Source organism: Natronomonas sp. (genome assembly GCF_036625485.1).
Lineage (GTDB): Archaea > Halobacteriota > Halobacteria > Halobacteriales > Haloarculaceae > Natronomonas.
Map to the genome: position 1 here is coordinate 1 of NZ_JAZKTR010000053.1, position 14,957 is coordinate 14,957.

Sequence of the window (14,957 nt, forward strand, 5' to 3'; positions counted from 1 at the left end):
TCTGCTCGGCGAGAAACTCTACGTGCGATAATGGCTCTTGGTGGCTGTTTATTTTGATTTATAAGTAGGAACTGGGTACAGTCCGACTGCAAACAGTCGGAAAGCCCTCGGCGTGGAGGCGGTCACGGCTCCCTTCGGTCGCCGTTCCTGCACCGAGGGGCTCGCTTCCGTTGGTCGCTCCGACCCTCGCAGGCGGTCGCTAAACAGGCACTATCCGACCGTAGGGAGGATATCCTGTTTAGCGACTAAATCGAACGCCTCCACACCTCGCCCTTTCATTCCTCCAGGGGTCGCAACCGCACCGCGCCTGCCCTCCCCCGGGTCGCGTGGCGGCCTACGGCCCCCCACGCTCCTGGCCGAGTATCTCTTATAAATGGCGCGCGCTGGCAGACCGCCGCGAGCAGTTGCGAGGGTCGGAGCGAAGCGAGATCCTCGACCCGAGCGGCAGTCGGTCAAAAGCGCGCGACCGTAGCCGGCCGAGGGCTTCGGGTGTAGCCTTTCGAGTGGCTGCCACAGAACGGAAATCAAGAGTTCCAGATTCGAGGCCACCCTTTTAACAGTCACAACCAGCAGCGACAGTCAACCACAACGCCCAAACGACCGCCACCGAACGTGAATGTATGAAGCGGGCCTACGCCGCCGTTGCTGCCACTGTCGGTATCTTCCTGCTCGTCCAGCTCGGTTCCCTCGCCTTGGTCCAGCCCTTCATGGACGCCGGTTACCAGACCGTCGAGGACCCCAGCGACCCGACGAATAGTCTCCTGTACATCGGTGCGATCCTCGTCGCGACGCTGGTGATGCTCGGAGCCATGAAACTCGACGTCGAGCGACTGATCCAGGGGCTCATCATCTTCGCGTCGGTCTTCCTCTCGTTCTACGTCTTCTCGGTGGTCGTCCCGTCGGTCGTCACCGTCGCCGGGCTGAACGTCCTCGCCGTCCTCGCGGCGCTGGCCCTCGGTGCCGGCCTGCTGGGCTATCCGGAGTGGTACGTCATCGACGCCGCGGGTATCGTGATGGGAGCGGGCGCCGCAGGGTTGTTCGGCATCAGCTTCGGCCTCCTGCCAGCTATCGTCCTGCTGGTCGTGCTGGCGGTCTACGACGCTATCTCGGTGTACGGGACCGAACACATGCTCACGCTGGCCTCGGGGGTCATGGACCTCCGACTGCCCGTCGTGCTCGTGATTCCGCTGACGCTGTCGTATTCGTTCCTCGACGAACAGGGTCCCGAGACGATCTCCGACGGGGACGGCGAGGAGGGTGAAACACCGGAAGCCGGCATCGACGACGCGCCCGAAGAGAGTACTGACGGCGAGGAACCGCCCGAGGACCCCTTCGCCCGCGATGCCTTCTTCATCGGCCTCGGTGACGCGGTGATTCCGACGATCCTCGTCGCCTCGGCAGCCTTCTTCCGGCCGGGTGATGCCGCCCTGCTCGATGTCCCGGGCATCGCCCTCACCCTGCCGGCCCTCGGCGCGATGGCCGGGACGCTGGTCGGCCTGCTGGTACTGATGTGGATGGTGATGAAGGGACGGGCCCACGCCGGCCTGCCGTTGCTCAACGGCGGCGCGATTGCGGGCTATCTCGTCGGCGCGCTGCTGGCGGGTGTCGCGCTGCTCGATGCGCTCGGACTCGGGCCGTATCTCTGATTACTCGCCGGTCAACGCTTCGCTGCCGGGCAGGAACTCGATGTATTCACCGAGGCCCTGCTCGTCGGCGCGCTGGTAGAGGTACCACGCCGAAGCGACGGTTTCGATACCCGTGCCACCGCTGTCGAAGACGGTGACCTCGTCGTCGCTCGTCCGGCCGGGTTCGTGGCCGGCGACGACCTCGCCGAGCTCCGCGTGGATGTGGTCCTCGTCGATGAGGCCGCCGTCCAGCGCGTGGAGGAAGGCCCCGGCGTCCTGAAACGCGCGTTCGCGCAGGTCGGGGACGTAGGTCGAGCGGGCGACGGTCTCCGGCGGTATCTCCTGTTTGCCGCGGTCGTACTGTCCCATCGCCGTCACATGGGCGCCGTCGGGGAGTTCGTGGTCGTGGAAGACGGGGTCGGAGGCCTTGGTCGCGGTGATGACGACGTCGGCGTTTTCGATAGCGTCGGCTGACGATTCGGCAGCCGTGACGTCGGCGGCGAGTTGCTCGTCGAATTCCGCGGCGAAGGCCTCGCGATTCTCCGGTGTGGGCGAGAAGACGCGTACCGTCTCGAAGTCCCGGACGGTCGCGGTGGCCTTCAGTTGGCCGCGGGCCTGCGCGCCCGAACCGATGACCGCACAGGTGGTCGCGTCCTCACGGGCGAGTTCGTCGACGGCGACGGCACCCGTTGCGCCGGTCTTGAAGGGGTTCATCGAGGCACCGTCGAGCATCGCGAGCATGCGGCCGGACTCGGCGTCGAAAAGCGGCAGCGCGAAGTGGACGTCTTCGTCGCCGAAGCCGGCGGCGTAGGTGTAGCCGCCCATGCCGCCGACTTCGGGGAGGACGGCCAGATAGCCGGTACACATCCCCGGCGGGTCGGCGCTGACGAGCTTGGTTCGCGGTTCGGCGGACCCGGAATTGCCGTGGCTTTCGTAGCCCTCGCGGACCCACTCCACGTAGTCGGCGGGCGTAGCGAGGTCGGCGAGTTCGTCACTTCGCAGGAACAGGACGTCTGTCATAGAAAGCGCTTCGAATGCCGTGCGTTTAGCAACTGCGGCTAGTCGAGTGAGGGACCGTTACCGGAGGCCGGGGTCTCGGGTGCGGCCTGTCCGCCGTTCGGGGTCGTTGGTGTCGAAACGGGTCCGTTGACGAACATCGCATGGCCCATCAGACCGAGGGAGGCGATGGAGGCAAGCGGGACGGAAGCGGATAACGACATCCCGGCGGCGAGCAGCAATGCGGTCAGGCCGGCGAGCGAAAGGGGGATGAGCCCCAGCACGATGTCGTAATAACCCGTCATAATACATGTACAACTAGGAGGAATACTGGTATAAGTGTTTCCCAAAACAGACTGATACGAAACTGAATACAAACGTGTCGGTGCTGTAGATATGATGGATATTATCTCTATAACTTATGAAATGGTTTCGGAACCCGAAACAGCCGTCTAACAGCCTCTACCGTAAATGCGTGATATCTGGGATATACGTCCCCGAACCATCGGCGGAATGCACATCACGAATACTTCTCGACGGACCGTCGACCCCCGGTCCGGCCGGCGGCGAGTCCGTTCGTTTATCTTAGGGGCCCCGTAATCGCCGCACGATGAGTGACGATTCGCCGGGGGGAGACGACTCGGCCGACGGCTCGGGTGGCGACTCGACGGCGATGGACGGAGACGCCGACGCGTCGTCGGGCATCGACTACGACGGGCGAGCGCGCGACGTGCTCGGTTTCTCCCGATGGTGGCAGATCGTCGCCGCCGCCGCGATGATGGCCGCCGTCAGCCCCTACCAGTACGTCTGGTCGTCCATCGAGGGGCCGCTCGCCGAGAGCCTCGATATCGCCCTGCCGGCGCTCGGAGCCGTCTTCTCGTTCTACGTCGTCTTCCAGTCACTCTCGCAGTTTCCGGCCGGTTGGTGGCGGGACCGACGTGGCCCCGGTGCGTTGACCTTCCTCGCCGCGCTCCTCGCCGGCGGCGGCTATATCGGCCTCGCCTACGCCGACAGCGTCTGGCAACTCTACGTCCTCTACTCGCTGGGCGCGATCGGCGTCGGCATCATCTACACCGTCGCGGTGAACACCGCCGTCAAGTGGTTTCCGGACCGCACCGGCCTCACGACCGGCATCGGGACGATGGCCTTCGCGGGCGGGAGCGCCCTCGTCGTGCCCTACGTCCGCGCGAACGCGACGGTCGCCGCCTACGCCGACGTGCTCCGGAACGTCGGCATCGCCATCCTCCTCATCCTGCTCGTCGGCGCCGTCGTCCTTCGGGACCCGCCCGCCGAGTGGTTCGGCGACGACGCTGACGACGCCGACCTCGCGGTCTCGCTTCGGGGCGACGCCTACACCCCGACGGAGATGCTCCGGACGTGGCAGTTCTGGCTGCTGTATGCCATGTTCATCGCGATGGCCGGCGCCGACCTCGTCGTCATCGCCAACGTCGTCCGCGTGGCCGAACACTTCGGCTTCGCGGCCATAGTCGCGACCATCGCCGCGACGCTGCTGCCGCTTTCGGCGGGCGTCTCGCGGATGATACTCGGTGAGATCTCGGACCGGTTCGACCGAAAATACGTCATGGCTGGGTCCTTCCTGCTGGCGGGCCTGTTCCGGCTCGGCCTCGTCGGCGCAGGGACGGCGGATGCCGGTCTCGTCTTCGTCGGGATGGTCATCCTCGCGATGTTCTTCTCCTCGCCGCTCTACGTCTTCTTCCCCGCGATGCTCTCGGAGTATTACGGCGCCGAACACTCCTCGTCGAACTACGCGGTCCTCTACACCGCCAAGGTCGGCGGCGGCGTCTTCGCCGGCACCATCGTCGGCTTCCTCGTGGCTTCCTTCGGCTGGGTGCCGACCGTCTCGCTGGGTGCCGCCCTCGCCGTCGCCGCCGGCCTCGCGGCCCTCGTCCTCCGGCCGCCCTCCGGGTCCGGGCTTCTCGCGTGATTCCGCAAGGACTTGTAAGGGGCACCCCGAACGGCCGGGTATGGCAGCCCAATCGTTCCTCGAACAGCGGCTGGACGCCAGCACGTGGCCCATCGCGGTCGGCGACCTCGTCGTTCTGCTGGCGTTCCTGCTCGTCGGTACGGCCCAACACAGACCCACCCTCTCGCCGGTCGACGTCCTCATGACCGAACCGCTCGCCTTCGTCAACGCGGCCGCACCCTTCATCATCGGCTGGCTCATCGCCGCGCCGCTTATCGGCGCCTACTCGCCGGGTGGCGGATCGGCGCCGAACTCCTCGATCCCGCTGGCGATTCGCTCGTGGATTCCCGCCGCGGTCATCGGCCTCGCCATCCGTGCGACGCCGTTCATCGAAGGTGGCGTCGAACTCGCCTTCGCCGCCGTCATCATCGTCGGCGGCGCCGTCGTCCTCGCGGTCTGGCGGTTCATCTACTTCAAACTCCGATAGCAACTCCCCGCCCGTTGGGGGTATTCAAAAGGCGGTGTATGTCCGGGGTAAGCTCTTTTCGTGGTGGTTTCCCAGTTCGGAGAGATAGGAGTTACCAATGCGCAAATCACGGGGGCAGACCGGGACGGATATCGACTCCTACGCGGGTGCCGACGTTACGGCGGGCCGACTCGCGTTGCTGCACCACCCCGTCGTTCATTCGGTCCGGGTGTTGAACCACCGACGTGCCGAGGGAATCGGGATCGACGGGCCATCGGAGGGGGTTTCGGAGGTCGAGAATCCCGACGAATAGCTACTCTTTGACGCCGACGATGGTCATCTCGAACCCGTATTCGATTGGGCGTGGGTCCAACCCGGCAGCCTCGATGCGCTCGCCGAGTTCCGCCGCCGTATAGAACGTCGAATCGAACGCGACCACGCGCTCGGCCATATCCAGCAGCCGGCCGCGGCGGGTCGAACGGTCGAACTCACGAACCACGAGCACCCCGCCCGGTGCGAGCACGCGGGCGATCTCCTCGAGACAGCGGTCGTGATTCGGGAAGTGGTGGAGCGCGTCAACGATGATGACGGCATCGACCGACCCTGTCGCCAGCGGAAGGTCGGTCCCGCTGGCCTGTACCGTCTCCAGCCCCTTCGCGTGTGCCCGTTCGAGCATCCCACGGGCGGGATCGAGCACTGTCGCACCGACTTCCCTCGCCGCGCGTCCGGACCCGCCGCCCACCTCGACGATCCGGTCGATGTCCCGGTCGGCACACGCGAGCCCCTTTTCGAGGGACAGTGCGTCGGCCGGAGGCATGAACAGGTCGTACAGCGGAGCGAAGGTGTCGAACGCCGTCACGTCCCAGCGATTCATGTCGCGTCTATCGAGCGCCGAGCATAACACGGTTGCCCCCCTACGCCGACTGTGACCTCCGCTATCGCCGACCCCGTACTCCTGGGCTGGCCAGGGGATGGGCCGACGCTCCGACTGAACTACCGCGAGTTCAGCTACGCCGGGAAGTTCGTCATGTCGAACACGGGGAAGGCGGTGATTCGGGTGCGTGCGGGCAGCGACGAAAGCGACTCGACCGACAGCAAGTGGGACGACGACGTCCTCGCCGCGGTGGCGTTCAACGAGGACCGGACCGACCCCGAGACGTTGTGGCTCCGCTACGTGACCGTCCACGAGGACCGTCGCGGCGAGGGCCTCGGGCCGCGACTCTGTGCGTTCGTCACCCAGCGAGCGGCCGAACGCGGCTACCAACGGGTGCGAATCGCGGTCAACAATCCGTTTGCCTACGAGGCGCTTTATAAATCAGGCTTCGCCTTTAGCGGCGAGGAGACCGGCGTTGCCGAACTAGTCCTCGAACGGCCCGCCGACCGCTCCGCTGAACGGTCGACCGAGCAGTATCAGGCCGGGCTCGATATCTACCGCCAGCGGGACCTCTCCGAGGCGGAGCTGGCCTTTCTGGAACGCAAGCGTGGCGCGTCGCCCCCGACGGACGGCTGACGGCTTTCGGCTTTCAGCGGCGCCCCGACCCCGACGGTTTCAAGCGCCCGCGTGGCCAACGCCCGCCAATGGGAAACGCGGATATCCGACAACTGGCGGTCATCGAACCCAAGCCCTTCGAGGAGTTGACCGGCTCGGTCGTCGCCATCGACGCCCACAACTGGCTGTACCGCTATCTCACGACGACGGTCAAGTTCACCCGTAGCGAGGTCTACACCACCGACGACGGCGAGGAGGTCGCCAATCTCATCGGCGTCGTCCAGGGCCTCCCCAAGTTCTTCGAACACGACATCACGCCCGTCTTCGTCTTCGACGGCGGCGTCACCGAACTCAAAGACGAGGAGATCGCCGAACGGCGCGAACAGCGCGAGGCGTACGAGGACCAGCTCGAAGCCGCCCGCGAGGAGGGCGTCGAAGCCGCCGAGATCGCCACCCTCGAATCGCGAACCCAGCGGCTCACCGACACGATTCAGGAGACGACCCGCGAGTTGCTCGACCTGCTCGACGTGCCCTACATCGAGGCGCCCGCTGAAGGGGAGGCACAGGCCGCCCACATGGCTCGGAACGGCGACGTCGATTACGCCGGTTCGGAGGACTACGACAGCCTCCTTCTGGGAGCGCCCCGGACGCTTCGGCAACTCACCAGCAAGGGCGACCCCGAGTGCATGTACTTCGAGCGGACGCTCGAAAAGCACGATCTCACGTGGGAGCAGCTGGTCGACGTCGCCATCCTGATGGGCACCGACTTCAACGAGGGCGTCTCCGGCGTCGGCCCCAAGACCGCGGTCAAACTCGTCCGCGAGCACGGCGACCTCTGGAGCGTGCTGGAGTCTCGTGACGAGAATCTCCCCAACGCGGAGCGCATCCGGCACATGTTCCTCGACCCCGACGTGACCGACGACTACGACTACGACACCGAGATCAACCCCGACCTCGACGCCGCGAAATCCTACGTTACCGACGAGTGGGGAATCTCCGCTGACGAAGTCGAGCGCGGGTTCGAGCGCATCGAGGAGTCGGTCGTCCAGACCGGCCTCGACCGCTGGAGCTAGACCCCGAACCGGCTCCGGAATCCCCAGACCGTGGTGCTAGTGTGTGTGCACACTACAATTTATATGCGGCCGTCGCCTACCGGCGGGTATGAGCAGCGAGGGAGTCGACTCCGAGAGCAAGGTCTCGGGCAATCAGGCCAACATCCCGGCCCGTATCCGCCGGGAGCTCGATATCGACGACGGCGACAGACTCCGCTGGCACATCGAGGACGACGGCACGCTCCGCGTTCGGGTCGTCCAGCAACGAAGCGGTACGTTCGACGACTTCGACGGCTACGACGGCGATCGAGAAACGGAAGTCACCGACGAACACGACGCGTGGGGCGTCGACCACGAGTAGATGCCACGCGCACTCGTCGATACGACCGTCCTCTTCGCCGCGTCGTACCGCCGCGACGGCGCGCACGACGAGGCGCTCCCCATCCTCAGAGGGATCGACGCCGCGGACCTCCCGGAAGCGGTCGTCCTCGATTACGTACTCGCGGAGACGCTGAACGGCCTGACGACACATGCCGGACACGCTGACGCAGTCGATTTCCTCGACCGTATCGAGGAGAACGCGCGGTTCCACATCGATTCGCTGACGGCCGACGAACTCGCATCTGCGAAGGCGATCTTCCGGCGATACGAGGGGTTCTCACTCGTCGATGCCGCCATCGTCGCGTACATGCAGGCGGAGGGTCTCGGCTACCTCTACGCGTTCGACGACGATTTCGACGCCGCTGCGGACGTGTATCGCCTCCATACTGCGACCAACCCGTACCAACCCGAGTGATCCCCGGCGTCGGAACCCCGGTCAACGGACACTCCGGCTGTTTCATACTGTCGGCCGTAATTCCGTGAGTATTTTTCGAGCAACTCATCTCTCCCCCACGGTACTGCCCGGCTCAGCGTTTCTGCGATTTTAATAGGTACGTCCGACAGTATCAGAACGGGTCGACCCGTTCGGCATCCGCGGCGTCCGCCCGCGCCCGCTCGAAGACGTCGTCCGGCTCGACTTTCAGCAGTCCCTCCAGTCGCCCCTTCGTTTCGGGTTTATCAGGAGCCAATCGGTTACAGCCGGCCGAAATCCCGGCGTCCTCGAAGGTGCCCAGGACCTTCGCCCGTTCGACGATTTCGGGCTTGTCGACCGAAAAGAGTGGCCGGTGGACCGGCATCTCGACGGCGGCGCTGGTCACCTGCAGGTTCCGCGCGGTCTGGCTGGATTTCTGCCCCAGGACCTCGCCCGTGACGATGCCGGCGGCGTCCTCCTGTTCGCCGATGGCCTCGGCGACGGCGAAGAAGTACCGCCGAAGCGAGAGCATCCGCCCCCGGTCGACATGCTGGGCGATGTGGGCGACCGTCTCGCCGCCGTCGACGACGTAGGGCGTGATATCGTGGTTCGGCGCGCGTTCGGCGAGCCGTTCACAGGCCGAGATTGCGCGAGCGCGGTGGTCGACGCCGCCGTAGTCGCCCAGGTCGACGTAGACGGGGATGACCGGCGAGCCGTGGCGCATGGCCTCGAAGGCCGCGACGGGCGAGTCGATGCCGCCGGAGACGAGCGCGACGAGCGGTTCCTGCGTACCGACGGGCAGGCCACCGGGGCCCTCCCGGCGCTCCGCGAAGACGTAGGCCACCTGATGGCGAACGTCGGCCTCGAACCTGATGTCGGGGTCCTCCAGGTCCACGGCGGCATCGACGGCCTCCCCGACGGCGGCGCCGCCCTCGCGTTCGAGTTGCGGACTGGTGAACGGGTGGTCGCCGGCACGGGAGGCCCGGACGGCGTAGGTGTCGAACTCGTCGTCGCGCTCGCGGGCGAGTTCAGCGAGGGCTTCGTAGACGGCGTCGGTCTCGGGGGCGACCGTTCGGGCCGGACTGGCCGAGACGACGCCCGGGAGGTCGCTGGCGGCATCGGCGGCGGCGTCGGCGTCCTCGGTATCGACGATGAGACGGCCCGCAGTCCGCTCGACGTCGCCGTCGATATCACGAGCATCGAGGGCGGCCGCGAGGTTCGAGCGCAGTTGCTCTTCCATGTTGCGGCGGACGGGCCGGCCCTTCGTGCTGAGTTCGCCGTAGCGAACGACGACGCGGTTCATACCGGAACTCGCGGGTCGGCGGATAAATGCGTGCCGCTGTCGTGACGCGCCGGCTGGCCGACGACGGTACGCGGTGTTTTTCCTTCCGGGCGCTTACCAACCGGGTATGACTCCCGAAGAGGTCGAAGAACGCATCGAAGCGGCCATCGAGGACTGCGAGGCGACCGTCGAACGAGCGCGCGGCGAACACGACGACGACCACCTGCGGGCGACGGTCGTCTCGCCGGCCTTCGAGGGCGAATCCCTCCTCGACCAGCACGACATGGTCTACGACGCGCTCGGGGAGGCGATGACCACGGAGATTCACGCCTTGGAGTTGACGACGCGCACGCCCGAGTGAGGAACGGAACTAACGGCCGAGACCCCCCGAACCTATCGGTCGCGGCGGTTCGACGCGCGTTTCGATGATTTTTACGTACCCCGGTGTGACCCTCCGAGTATGGCTGACGACGAGCAGGAATACCGGACCGAACAGGACAGTCTCGGCGAGATGCAGGTGCCGGCCGACGCCTACTGGGGCGCCCAGACCCAGCGGGCCATCGGCAACTTCCCCGTCTCGGGGCTCACCTTCCAGCGGCGCTTCATCCGCGCGCTCGGCATCGTGAAGAAGGCCGCCGCGCAGGCGAACGTCGAACTCGACCTCCTTGAGGAGGACAAGGCCGACGCCATCATCGAGGCCGCCGACGAGGTCATCGCCGGCCAGCACGACGACCACTTCCCGGTCGACATCTTCCAGACCGGCTCCGGCACCTCCTCGAACATGAACGCCAACGAGGTCATCGCCAACCGCGCCACCGAGATCTACGGCGGCGAGATCGGCACCCGGGAGATCCACCCCAACGACCACGTCAACTACGGGCAGTCCTCCAACGACGTCATCCCGACGGCGATGCACGTTGCCTCTCTGGAGGCCGTCGAACGCGACGTCATCCCCGGCCTCCAGACGCTCGCCGACGCCCTCGAAGCGAAAGAGGAGGAATTCGACGACGTCGTCAAGACCGGCCGCACCCACCTGCAGGACGCAACGCCGGTCCGACTCGGCCAGGAGTTCGGCGGCTACCGCGCCCAGATCGAGAAGGGCATCCAGCGCGTCTCCGCGGTCCGCGACAGCCTCGGCGAACTCGCCCTCGGCGGCACCGCCGTCGGGACGGGCCTCAACACCCACCCTGAGTTCCCGGCTCGCGCCGCCCAGAACATCTCCTCGGAGACCGGCCTCGAATTCCAGGAAGCCAGCAACCACTTCGAGGCGCAGGCAGCCCACGACGCCATGAGCGAGGCCCACGGCGCGCTCCGTGTCGTCGCCGGTTCGATGAACAAGATCGCCAACGACCTCCGACTGCTCGCCTCCGGTCCGCGGAACGGTCTCGGCGAGATCGAGCAGCCGGAGAACCAGCCCGGTTCGTCGATCATGCCCGGCAAGATCAACCCGGTCGTCGCCGAGTCGGTCAATCAGGTCCACAAGCAGGTCGTCGGCAACGACGCCGCCGTTTCGGCCGGGGCCGCCCGCGGTGAGATCGACCTCAACCTCTACAAGCCGGTTCTCGCCTACAACTTCCTCCAGAGCGCGAACATCATCGCCAACAGCGCGGAACTGTTCGGCGAGCGCTTCGTCGCCAAACTCGAAGCCAACGAGGACCACTGCAAGAAGCAGGTCGACCAGTCGATGGCGCTGGCGACGGCGCTCAACCCTGCAATCGGCTACGACAAGGCCTCGAAGGTCGCGAAGAAGGCCCTCGAAGAGGGCAAATCCGTCCGCGAGGTCGCCGTCGACGAAGGCTACCTCAGCGAGGGGGAAGCCGACGAGGTGCTCGACCCCGCCGCGATGACCGAGCGGGTCATTCTGGGCGACGACTGAGGCCGAAGCCGCTTTTCCTGCCGCCACGCTTTCGCTCCCTTCAAAAGCCGCCACCCCGACTCTCCGGTAATGAGCGACGACGACCACGACCACCCCGAACCGGACCGTGAGGAGTTCCACCACGACCCGGTCGAACACGCCAGCGTCTCCGCGGGCATGTCCGTCGCCGACCTCGTCGGCGAGTACGGCAAGGCCGGCATCGGTGCCGCCGACCTCAGCGAGGCCATCGACGTCACCGGCGAGATGTTCGCAAGCGACGAAACGACGGTCTTTCTCGGCCTCGCGGGCGCGATGGTGCCTGCCGGCATGCGGCAGATCGTCGCGGACCTCATCCGCGACGGCTACGTCGACGCGCTGGTGACGACCGGCGCGAACCTCACCCACGACTCCATCGAGGCCATCGGCGGCAAACACCACCACGGTACCGCGGAACACGACGAACTCTCGGAACGCGAGTTCGACGAACGACTGCGCGACGAGGAGGTCGACCGCATCTACAACGTCTACCTGCCGCAGGAGCATTTCGCGCTCTTCGAGAACCACCTCCGCGAGGAGGTCTTCGACGAGATCGGCGAGGACGTCGTCTCCATCGCCGATTTCACCCGCGAACTCGGCCGGGCCAACGCCGCGGTCAACGACCGCGAGGACATCGACGAGGACGCCGGCATCGCCGCGGCGGCCTATGCGAACGACGTGCCCGTCTACGTGCCTGCCATTCAGGACTCCGTGCTCGGCCTCCAGGCGTGGCTCCGCTCGCAGGTCACCGGCTTCTCGCTGGACGCGCTGAAGGACATGTCGCCGCTCAACGACCTCGCCTACGAGGCCGAATCGACGGGCGCCATCGTCGTCGGCGGTGGCGTCCCCAAGAACTACGTCCTCCAGACGATGCTCGTGACGCCCGATGCCTACGACTACGCCGTCCAGTTGACCATGGACCCGCCGCAGACCGGCGGTCTCTCCGGGGCGACGCTCGACGAAGCCCGCTCGTGGGGCAAACTGAAAAAGGACGCCCGGAACGTCTCGGTCTACGCCGACGCCACCATCACCCTCCCGCTCGTCGTCGCCGGCGCGCTCGACGAGGCCGAATAGCCCTATTCGACGCCAGCGTGTCTTGCGATTCCTTGGCGGGGCAGATACCGAGGTATAGGGTCAGATACCCGCCGTGTTCGTACTCCCGCATTCGGGACACTGCGCCAACTCGCCGAGCGGTGGGTGGTCGACTCGGTTCCACGCGTCGTCGCCCGGTGGTGCCTCGAAGCCGCATTCGAGACACCGCTGTTTGGTTGTCGCGGACATACCTACCCATGTGTCGCGGTGTCACTTAACGATACCTTGCTCCCCGGAACTGAGCCGCCCCCAGTCGAGGCGGAGATGAAGAAAGCGTTCAGCCGGCGGACCACCACGCATTTGCGGGAGGCACACTACTGTATAGCCGATATGTCAGACGTAGCCGACCTGTTCGAGGAACTGCAGGCCGAACTCGAAGACAGCAGCCGGAACCTGAGCGATATCATCCAAAGCGCCGTCGAGGACCCCGCTTCGGCGCCGAACGTCGCCGTCGAACTGCTGGAGGAAGCCGCCAGTCGAAGCCAGTCGGTCGGCGAACTCCTGCAGGACTTCGTTCAGGAGAGCGACGACGTGGTCGGCGAGTTCACCAACGGCAACCTCTTCGTCGATCTGGGCGACGAGGACTTCGCGCTCGACCTCGACGATGACATCCTGCTGGTCGACCCCACCGACGAGGAGTTCGAGGACCTCCTTCGGAGCCTCGACGTCTTCGGCATCGGCGAGCAACTCGGCTTCATCCCCTCCGAGGACCGCTGACCGTCCTGCGACCACCCAGATAACGAACCGTTTTTGCGGCGGTTGCTCGAACCGACGGCATGGAGCGTCACCGCGAGTCGCGACACGACGCACCCCTCGTCGCCAGTACGGGTCGGTGATGACTGATAAATGACGACCACTGTCCGTATGACGCGAACAACACTTCTTAGCGGCCCCGAACCGTTGGCCGGCTATGGCGACTGAATCGCCGGACTATCGACTCAGCGATGCTGACGAGAACGTCCATCTCGGCGTCTGGAACAAGGAGTTAGCGCCCGCGCTATCGGTCGAATCGGGCGCAGTCGTCGAGTTCGAATGCCGTGACGCGGCGAACGGAAAATTCGACGAGGAATCGACGCCCGAGGACCTCATGGAGACGTCCTTCGCGGGCCATCCGCTCACCGGGCCCGTCCACGTCGAGGGCGCCGAGCCGGGCGATGTCCTCGAAATCGAGTTGCTCGATTTCCAGCACAAGGGCATCGGCGTCTCGTACTTCTATCCCGAATCGGCCGAAAAAGGACTGCTTCCGGCGGTCTTCGACGAACCGGGACTCTACATCTGGGACCTCGACGGCGACGTCGGCCACTTCGTGAACGGCATCGAGGTGCCCCTCCACCCGTTCCCGGGCATCGTCGGCCTCGCGCCCTCCGCGCCCGGCGACCACAGCACGACGCCACCCCGTCGCGTGGGCGGCAATCTCGACATCAAACACCTCACGGCGGGGTCGACGCTGTATCTGCCCATCGAGGTCTCGGGCGCGATGGCCAGTATCGGCGACTGTCACGCCGCACAGGGTGACGGCGAGGTCTGTGTCACCGGCATCGAGGCCCCGATGGACGTCACCGCCCGGCTCTCGGTGCGGTCGGACATGGACATCGACCAGCCACGCTTCGAGACGACTGGCCCGTTCACGCCCACGGGCGTCGACGAGCAGATGTACGGGACGACGGGCGTCGCCGACGACCTCATGGACGCGACGAAACTGGCCGTCCGCCACATGATCGACCATCTCAACGAGGAGCGCGGCCTCACGCGTTCGGAAGCGTACCTCCTCTGTTCTGCCGCGGTCGATCTGAAACTCAATCAGGTCGTGAACCAACCGAACTGGACGGTCTCCGCGTATCTCCCCGAGAGCCTGTTTCCCGAAGAACAGACAGGGGAGTGACCGGTCCCCGGAACCCACTTTGCTGGGGGACCACTACGACCGACCGGCCGATGACGAGCGAGTGGGCCGAGTCGGTGTAGGCAGCCGACGGTGACGAGCCCTATGAGTGCCGAGGCCACCGATTTACTGGTAGAATAGGTCTCTGTGGGAATCTGGTTGTGGCCACAGTAGACATAGGCTCCGGTCAGGTCCCCGCCGAGCAGGCAGACACGGATTCATGAACGTCACCGAGCAATCACACTATCTGGCCGCCGAAATCCCCAACCGGTCTCGGCGCCCTCGATTTCGCGTTCGGCTCTCAGGTAGGGTCCAGCAGCTCTACCGGATGCCGAACCGACCGATCGCTCAACGAGGCCACCTGCTCACAGCAGGAGGTGCCGCTTGCTACGACCGGCCCCTCGTCCAGGTCCTCGAGTAGCCGTTCGCCAACGTCGACGCTGAGTTCGTAGTACTCGGACTTGTAGC

The 14,957-nt window shown here is 65.7% G+C and carries 18 protein-coding genes; 13 read left to right on the forward strand and 5 right to left on the reverse strand.

Features of this window, described 5'->3' with window-relative positions; translation table 11 throughout:
• Positions 1 to 620 precede the first annotated feature (620 nt).
• The gene (locus tag V5A53_RS07160; protein WP_332312901.1) at positions 621 to 1,646 is read left to right on the forward strand and encodes a presenilin family intramembrane aspartyl protease PSH; all 1,026 of its coding nucleotides are present in this window, start codon (positions 621 to 623) and stop codon (positions 1,644 to 1,646) included.
• On the opposite strand, the gene V5A53_RS07165 is transcribed toward V5A53_RS07160, so the two are convergent.
• Both V5A53_RS07165 and V5A53_RS07170 read right to left on the reverse strand, forming a co-directional pair.
• Positions 1,647 to 2,645: an ornithine cyclodeaminase family protein gene (locus tag V5A53_RS07165; protein ID WP_332312902.1), complete on the reverse strand. Its 999-nt coding sequence runs from the start codon at positions 2,643 to 2,645 to the stop codon at positions 1,647 to 1,649. It lies immediately after the preceding gene.
• A gap of 38 nt (positions 2,646 to 2,683) precedes the next feature.
• Complete coding sequence (locus tag V5A53_RS07170; RefSeq protein ID WP_332312903.1) at positions 2,684 to 2,926, reverse strand: hypothetical protein; 243 nt, start codon at positions 2,924 to 2,926, stop codon at positions 2,684 to 2,686.
• A gap of 305 nt (positions 2,927 to 3,231) precedes the next feature.
• Between V5A53_RS07170 and V5A53_RS07175 the strand changes: the two genes are divergently transcribed.
• From V5A53_RS07175 to V5A53_RS07185, 3 genes are all read left to right on the forward strand, one after another.
• A complete protein-coding gene (locus V5A53_RS07175) occupies positions 3,232 to 4,566 on the forward strand; it encodes an MFS transporter (protein WP_442928682.1) in 1,335 nt (444 codons plus the stop codon).
• 40 nt (positions 4,567 to 4,606) lie between these two features.
• Positions 4,607 to 5,032 (forward strand): DUF3054 domain-containing protein, encoded by a 426-nt coding sequence (locus tag V5A53_RS07180; RefSeq protein ID WP_332312904.1) that lies wholly within the window; start codon positions 4,607 to 4,609, stop codon positions 5,030 to 5,032.
• 97 nt (positions 5,033 to 5,129) lie between these two features.
• Positions 5,130 to 5,324 (forward strand): hypothetical protein, encoded by a 195-nt coding sequence (locus tag V5A53_RS07185; RefSeq protein WP_332312905.1) that lies wholly within the window; start codon positions 5,130 to 5,132, stop codon positions 5,322 to 5,324.
• Here V5A53_RS07185 and V5A53_RS07190 read toward each other — a convergent pair whose 3' ends face one another.
• Entirely contained in the window at positions 5,325 to 5,885 is a 561-nt protein-coding gene (locus V5A53_RS07190) for a class I SAM-dependent methyltransferase (protein ID WP_332312906.1), read from the reverse strand.
• Positions 5,886 to 5,936: 51 nt separating this feature from the next.
• Here V5A53_RS07190 and V5A53_RS07195 point away from each other — a divergent pair, with 51 nt between their 5' ends.
• The 4 genes from V5A53_RS07195 to V5A53_RS07210 all read left to right on the forward strand — a co-directional run bounded on the left by V5A53_RS07195 (position 5,937) and on the right by V5A53_RS07210 (position 8,348).
• Positions 5,937 to 6,521 (forward strand): GNAT family N-acetyltransferase, encoded by a 585-nt coding sequence (locus V5A53_RS07195; protein ID WP_332312907.1) that lies wholly within the window; start codon positions 5,937 to 5,939, stop codon positions 6,519 to 6,521.
• A 68-nt stretch (positions 6,522 to 6,589) separates the two neighbouring features.
• Positions 6,590 to 7,573 carry a flap endonuclease-1 gene (fen, locus tag V5A53_RS07200; protein ID WP_332312908.1) on the forward strand — a complete coding sequence of 328 codons (984 nt, stop codon included), beginning with the start codon at positions 6,590 to 6,592 and terminating at the stop codon, positions 7,571 to 7,573.
• 88 nt (positions 7,574 to 7,661) lie between these two features.
• A complete protein-coding gene (locus V5A53_RS07205) occupies positions 7,662 to 7,913 on the forward strand; it encodes an AbrB/MazE/SpoVT family DNA-binding domain-containing protein (RefSeq protein WP_332312909.1) in 252 nt (83 codons plus the stop codon).
• The gene (locus V5A53_RS07210; RefSeq protein WP_332312910.1) at positions 7,914 to 8,348 is read left to right on the forward strand and encodes a type II toxin-antitoxin system VapC family toxin; all 435 of its coding nucleotides are present in this window, start codon (positions 7,914 to 7,916) and stop codon (positions 8,346 to 8,348) included.
• A 151-nt stretch (positions 8,349 to 8,499) separates the two neighbouring features.
• Here V5A53_RS07210 and V5A53_RS07215 read toward each other — a convergent pair whose 3' ends face one another.
• Positions 8,500 to 9,648 (reverse strand): tRNA sulfurtransferase, encoded by a 1,149-nt coding sequence (locus V5A53_RS07215; RefSeq protein ID WP_332312911.1) that lies wholly within the window; start codon positions 9,646 to 9,648, stop codon positions 8,500 to 8,502.
• A 106-nt stretch (positions 9,649 to 9,754) separates the two neighbouring features.
• On the opposite strand from V5A53_RS07215, the gene V5A53_RS07220 reads away from it, so the two are divergent.
• The 3 genes from V5A53_RS07220 to V5A53_RS07230 all read left to right on the forward strand — a co-directional run bounded on the left by V5A53_RS07220 (position 9,755) and on the right by V5A53_RS07230 (position 12,592).
• A complete protein-coding gene (locus V5A53_RS07220; protein ID WP_332312912.1) occupies positions 9,755 to 9,988 on the forward strand; it encodes a BolA family protein in 234 nt (77 codons plus the stop codon).
• 99 nt (positions 9,989 to 10,087) lie between these two features.
• Complete coding sequence (locus tag V5A53_RS07225) at positions 10,088 to 11,503, forward strand: class II fumarate hydratase (RefSeq protein WP_332312913.1); 1,416 nt, start codon at positions 10,088 to 10,090, stop codon at positions 11,501 to 11,503.
• 69 nt (positions 11,504 to 11,572) lie between these two features.
• Positions 11,573 to 12,592, forward strand: coding sequence for a deoxyhypusine synthase (locus V5A53_RS07230; protein ID WP_332312914.1), 1,020 nt, complete (start codon positions 11,573 to 11,575; stop codon positions 12,590 to 12,592).
• Positions 12,593 to 12,652: 60 nt separating this feature from the next.
• Here the strand turns inward: V5A53_RS07230 and V5A53_RS07235 are convergent, their stop codons facing one another.
• The gene (locus tag V5A53_RS07235; protein WP_332312915.1) at positions 12,653 to 12,799 is read right to left on the reverse strand and encodes a hypothetical protein; all 147 of its coding nucleotides are present in this window, start codon (positions 12,797 to 12,799) and stop codon (positions 12,653 to 12,655) included.
• 141 nt (positions 12,800 to 12,940) lie between these two features.
• Here V5A53_RS07235 and V5A53_RS07240 point away from each other — a divergent pair, with 141 nt between their 5' ends.
• Together V5A53_RS07240 and V5A53_RS07245 are read left to right on the forward strand one after the other, a co-directional pair.
• Positions 12,941 to 13,327, forward strand: coding sequence for a hypothetical protein (locus V5A53_RS07240; RefSeq protein WP_332312916.1), 387 nt, complete (start codon positions 12,941 to 12,943; stop codon positions 13,325 to 13,327).
• A gap of 193 nt (positions 13,328 to 13,520) precedes the next feature.
• Entirely contained in the window at positions 13,521 to 14,492 is a 972-nt protein-coding gene (locus tag V5A53_RS07245; protein ID WP_332312917.1) for an acetamidase/formamidase family protein, read from the forward strand.
• The last annotated feature ends 465 nt before the right edge of the window (positions 14,493 to 14,957 follow it).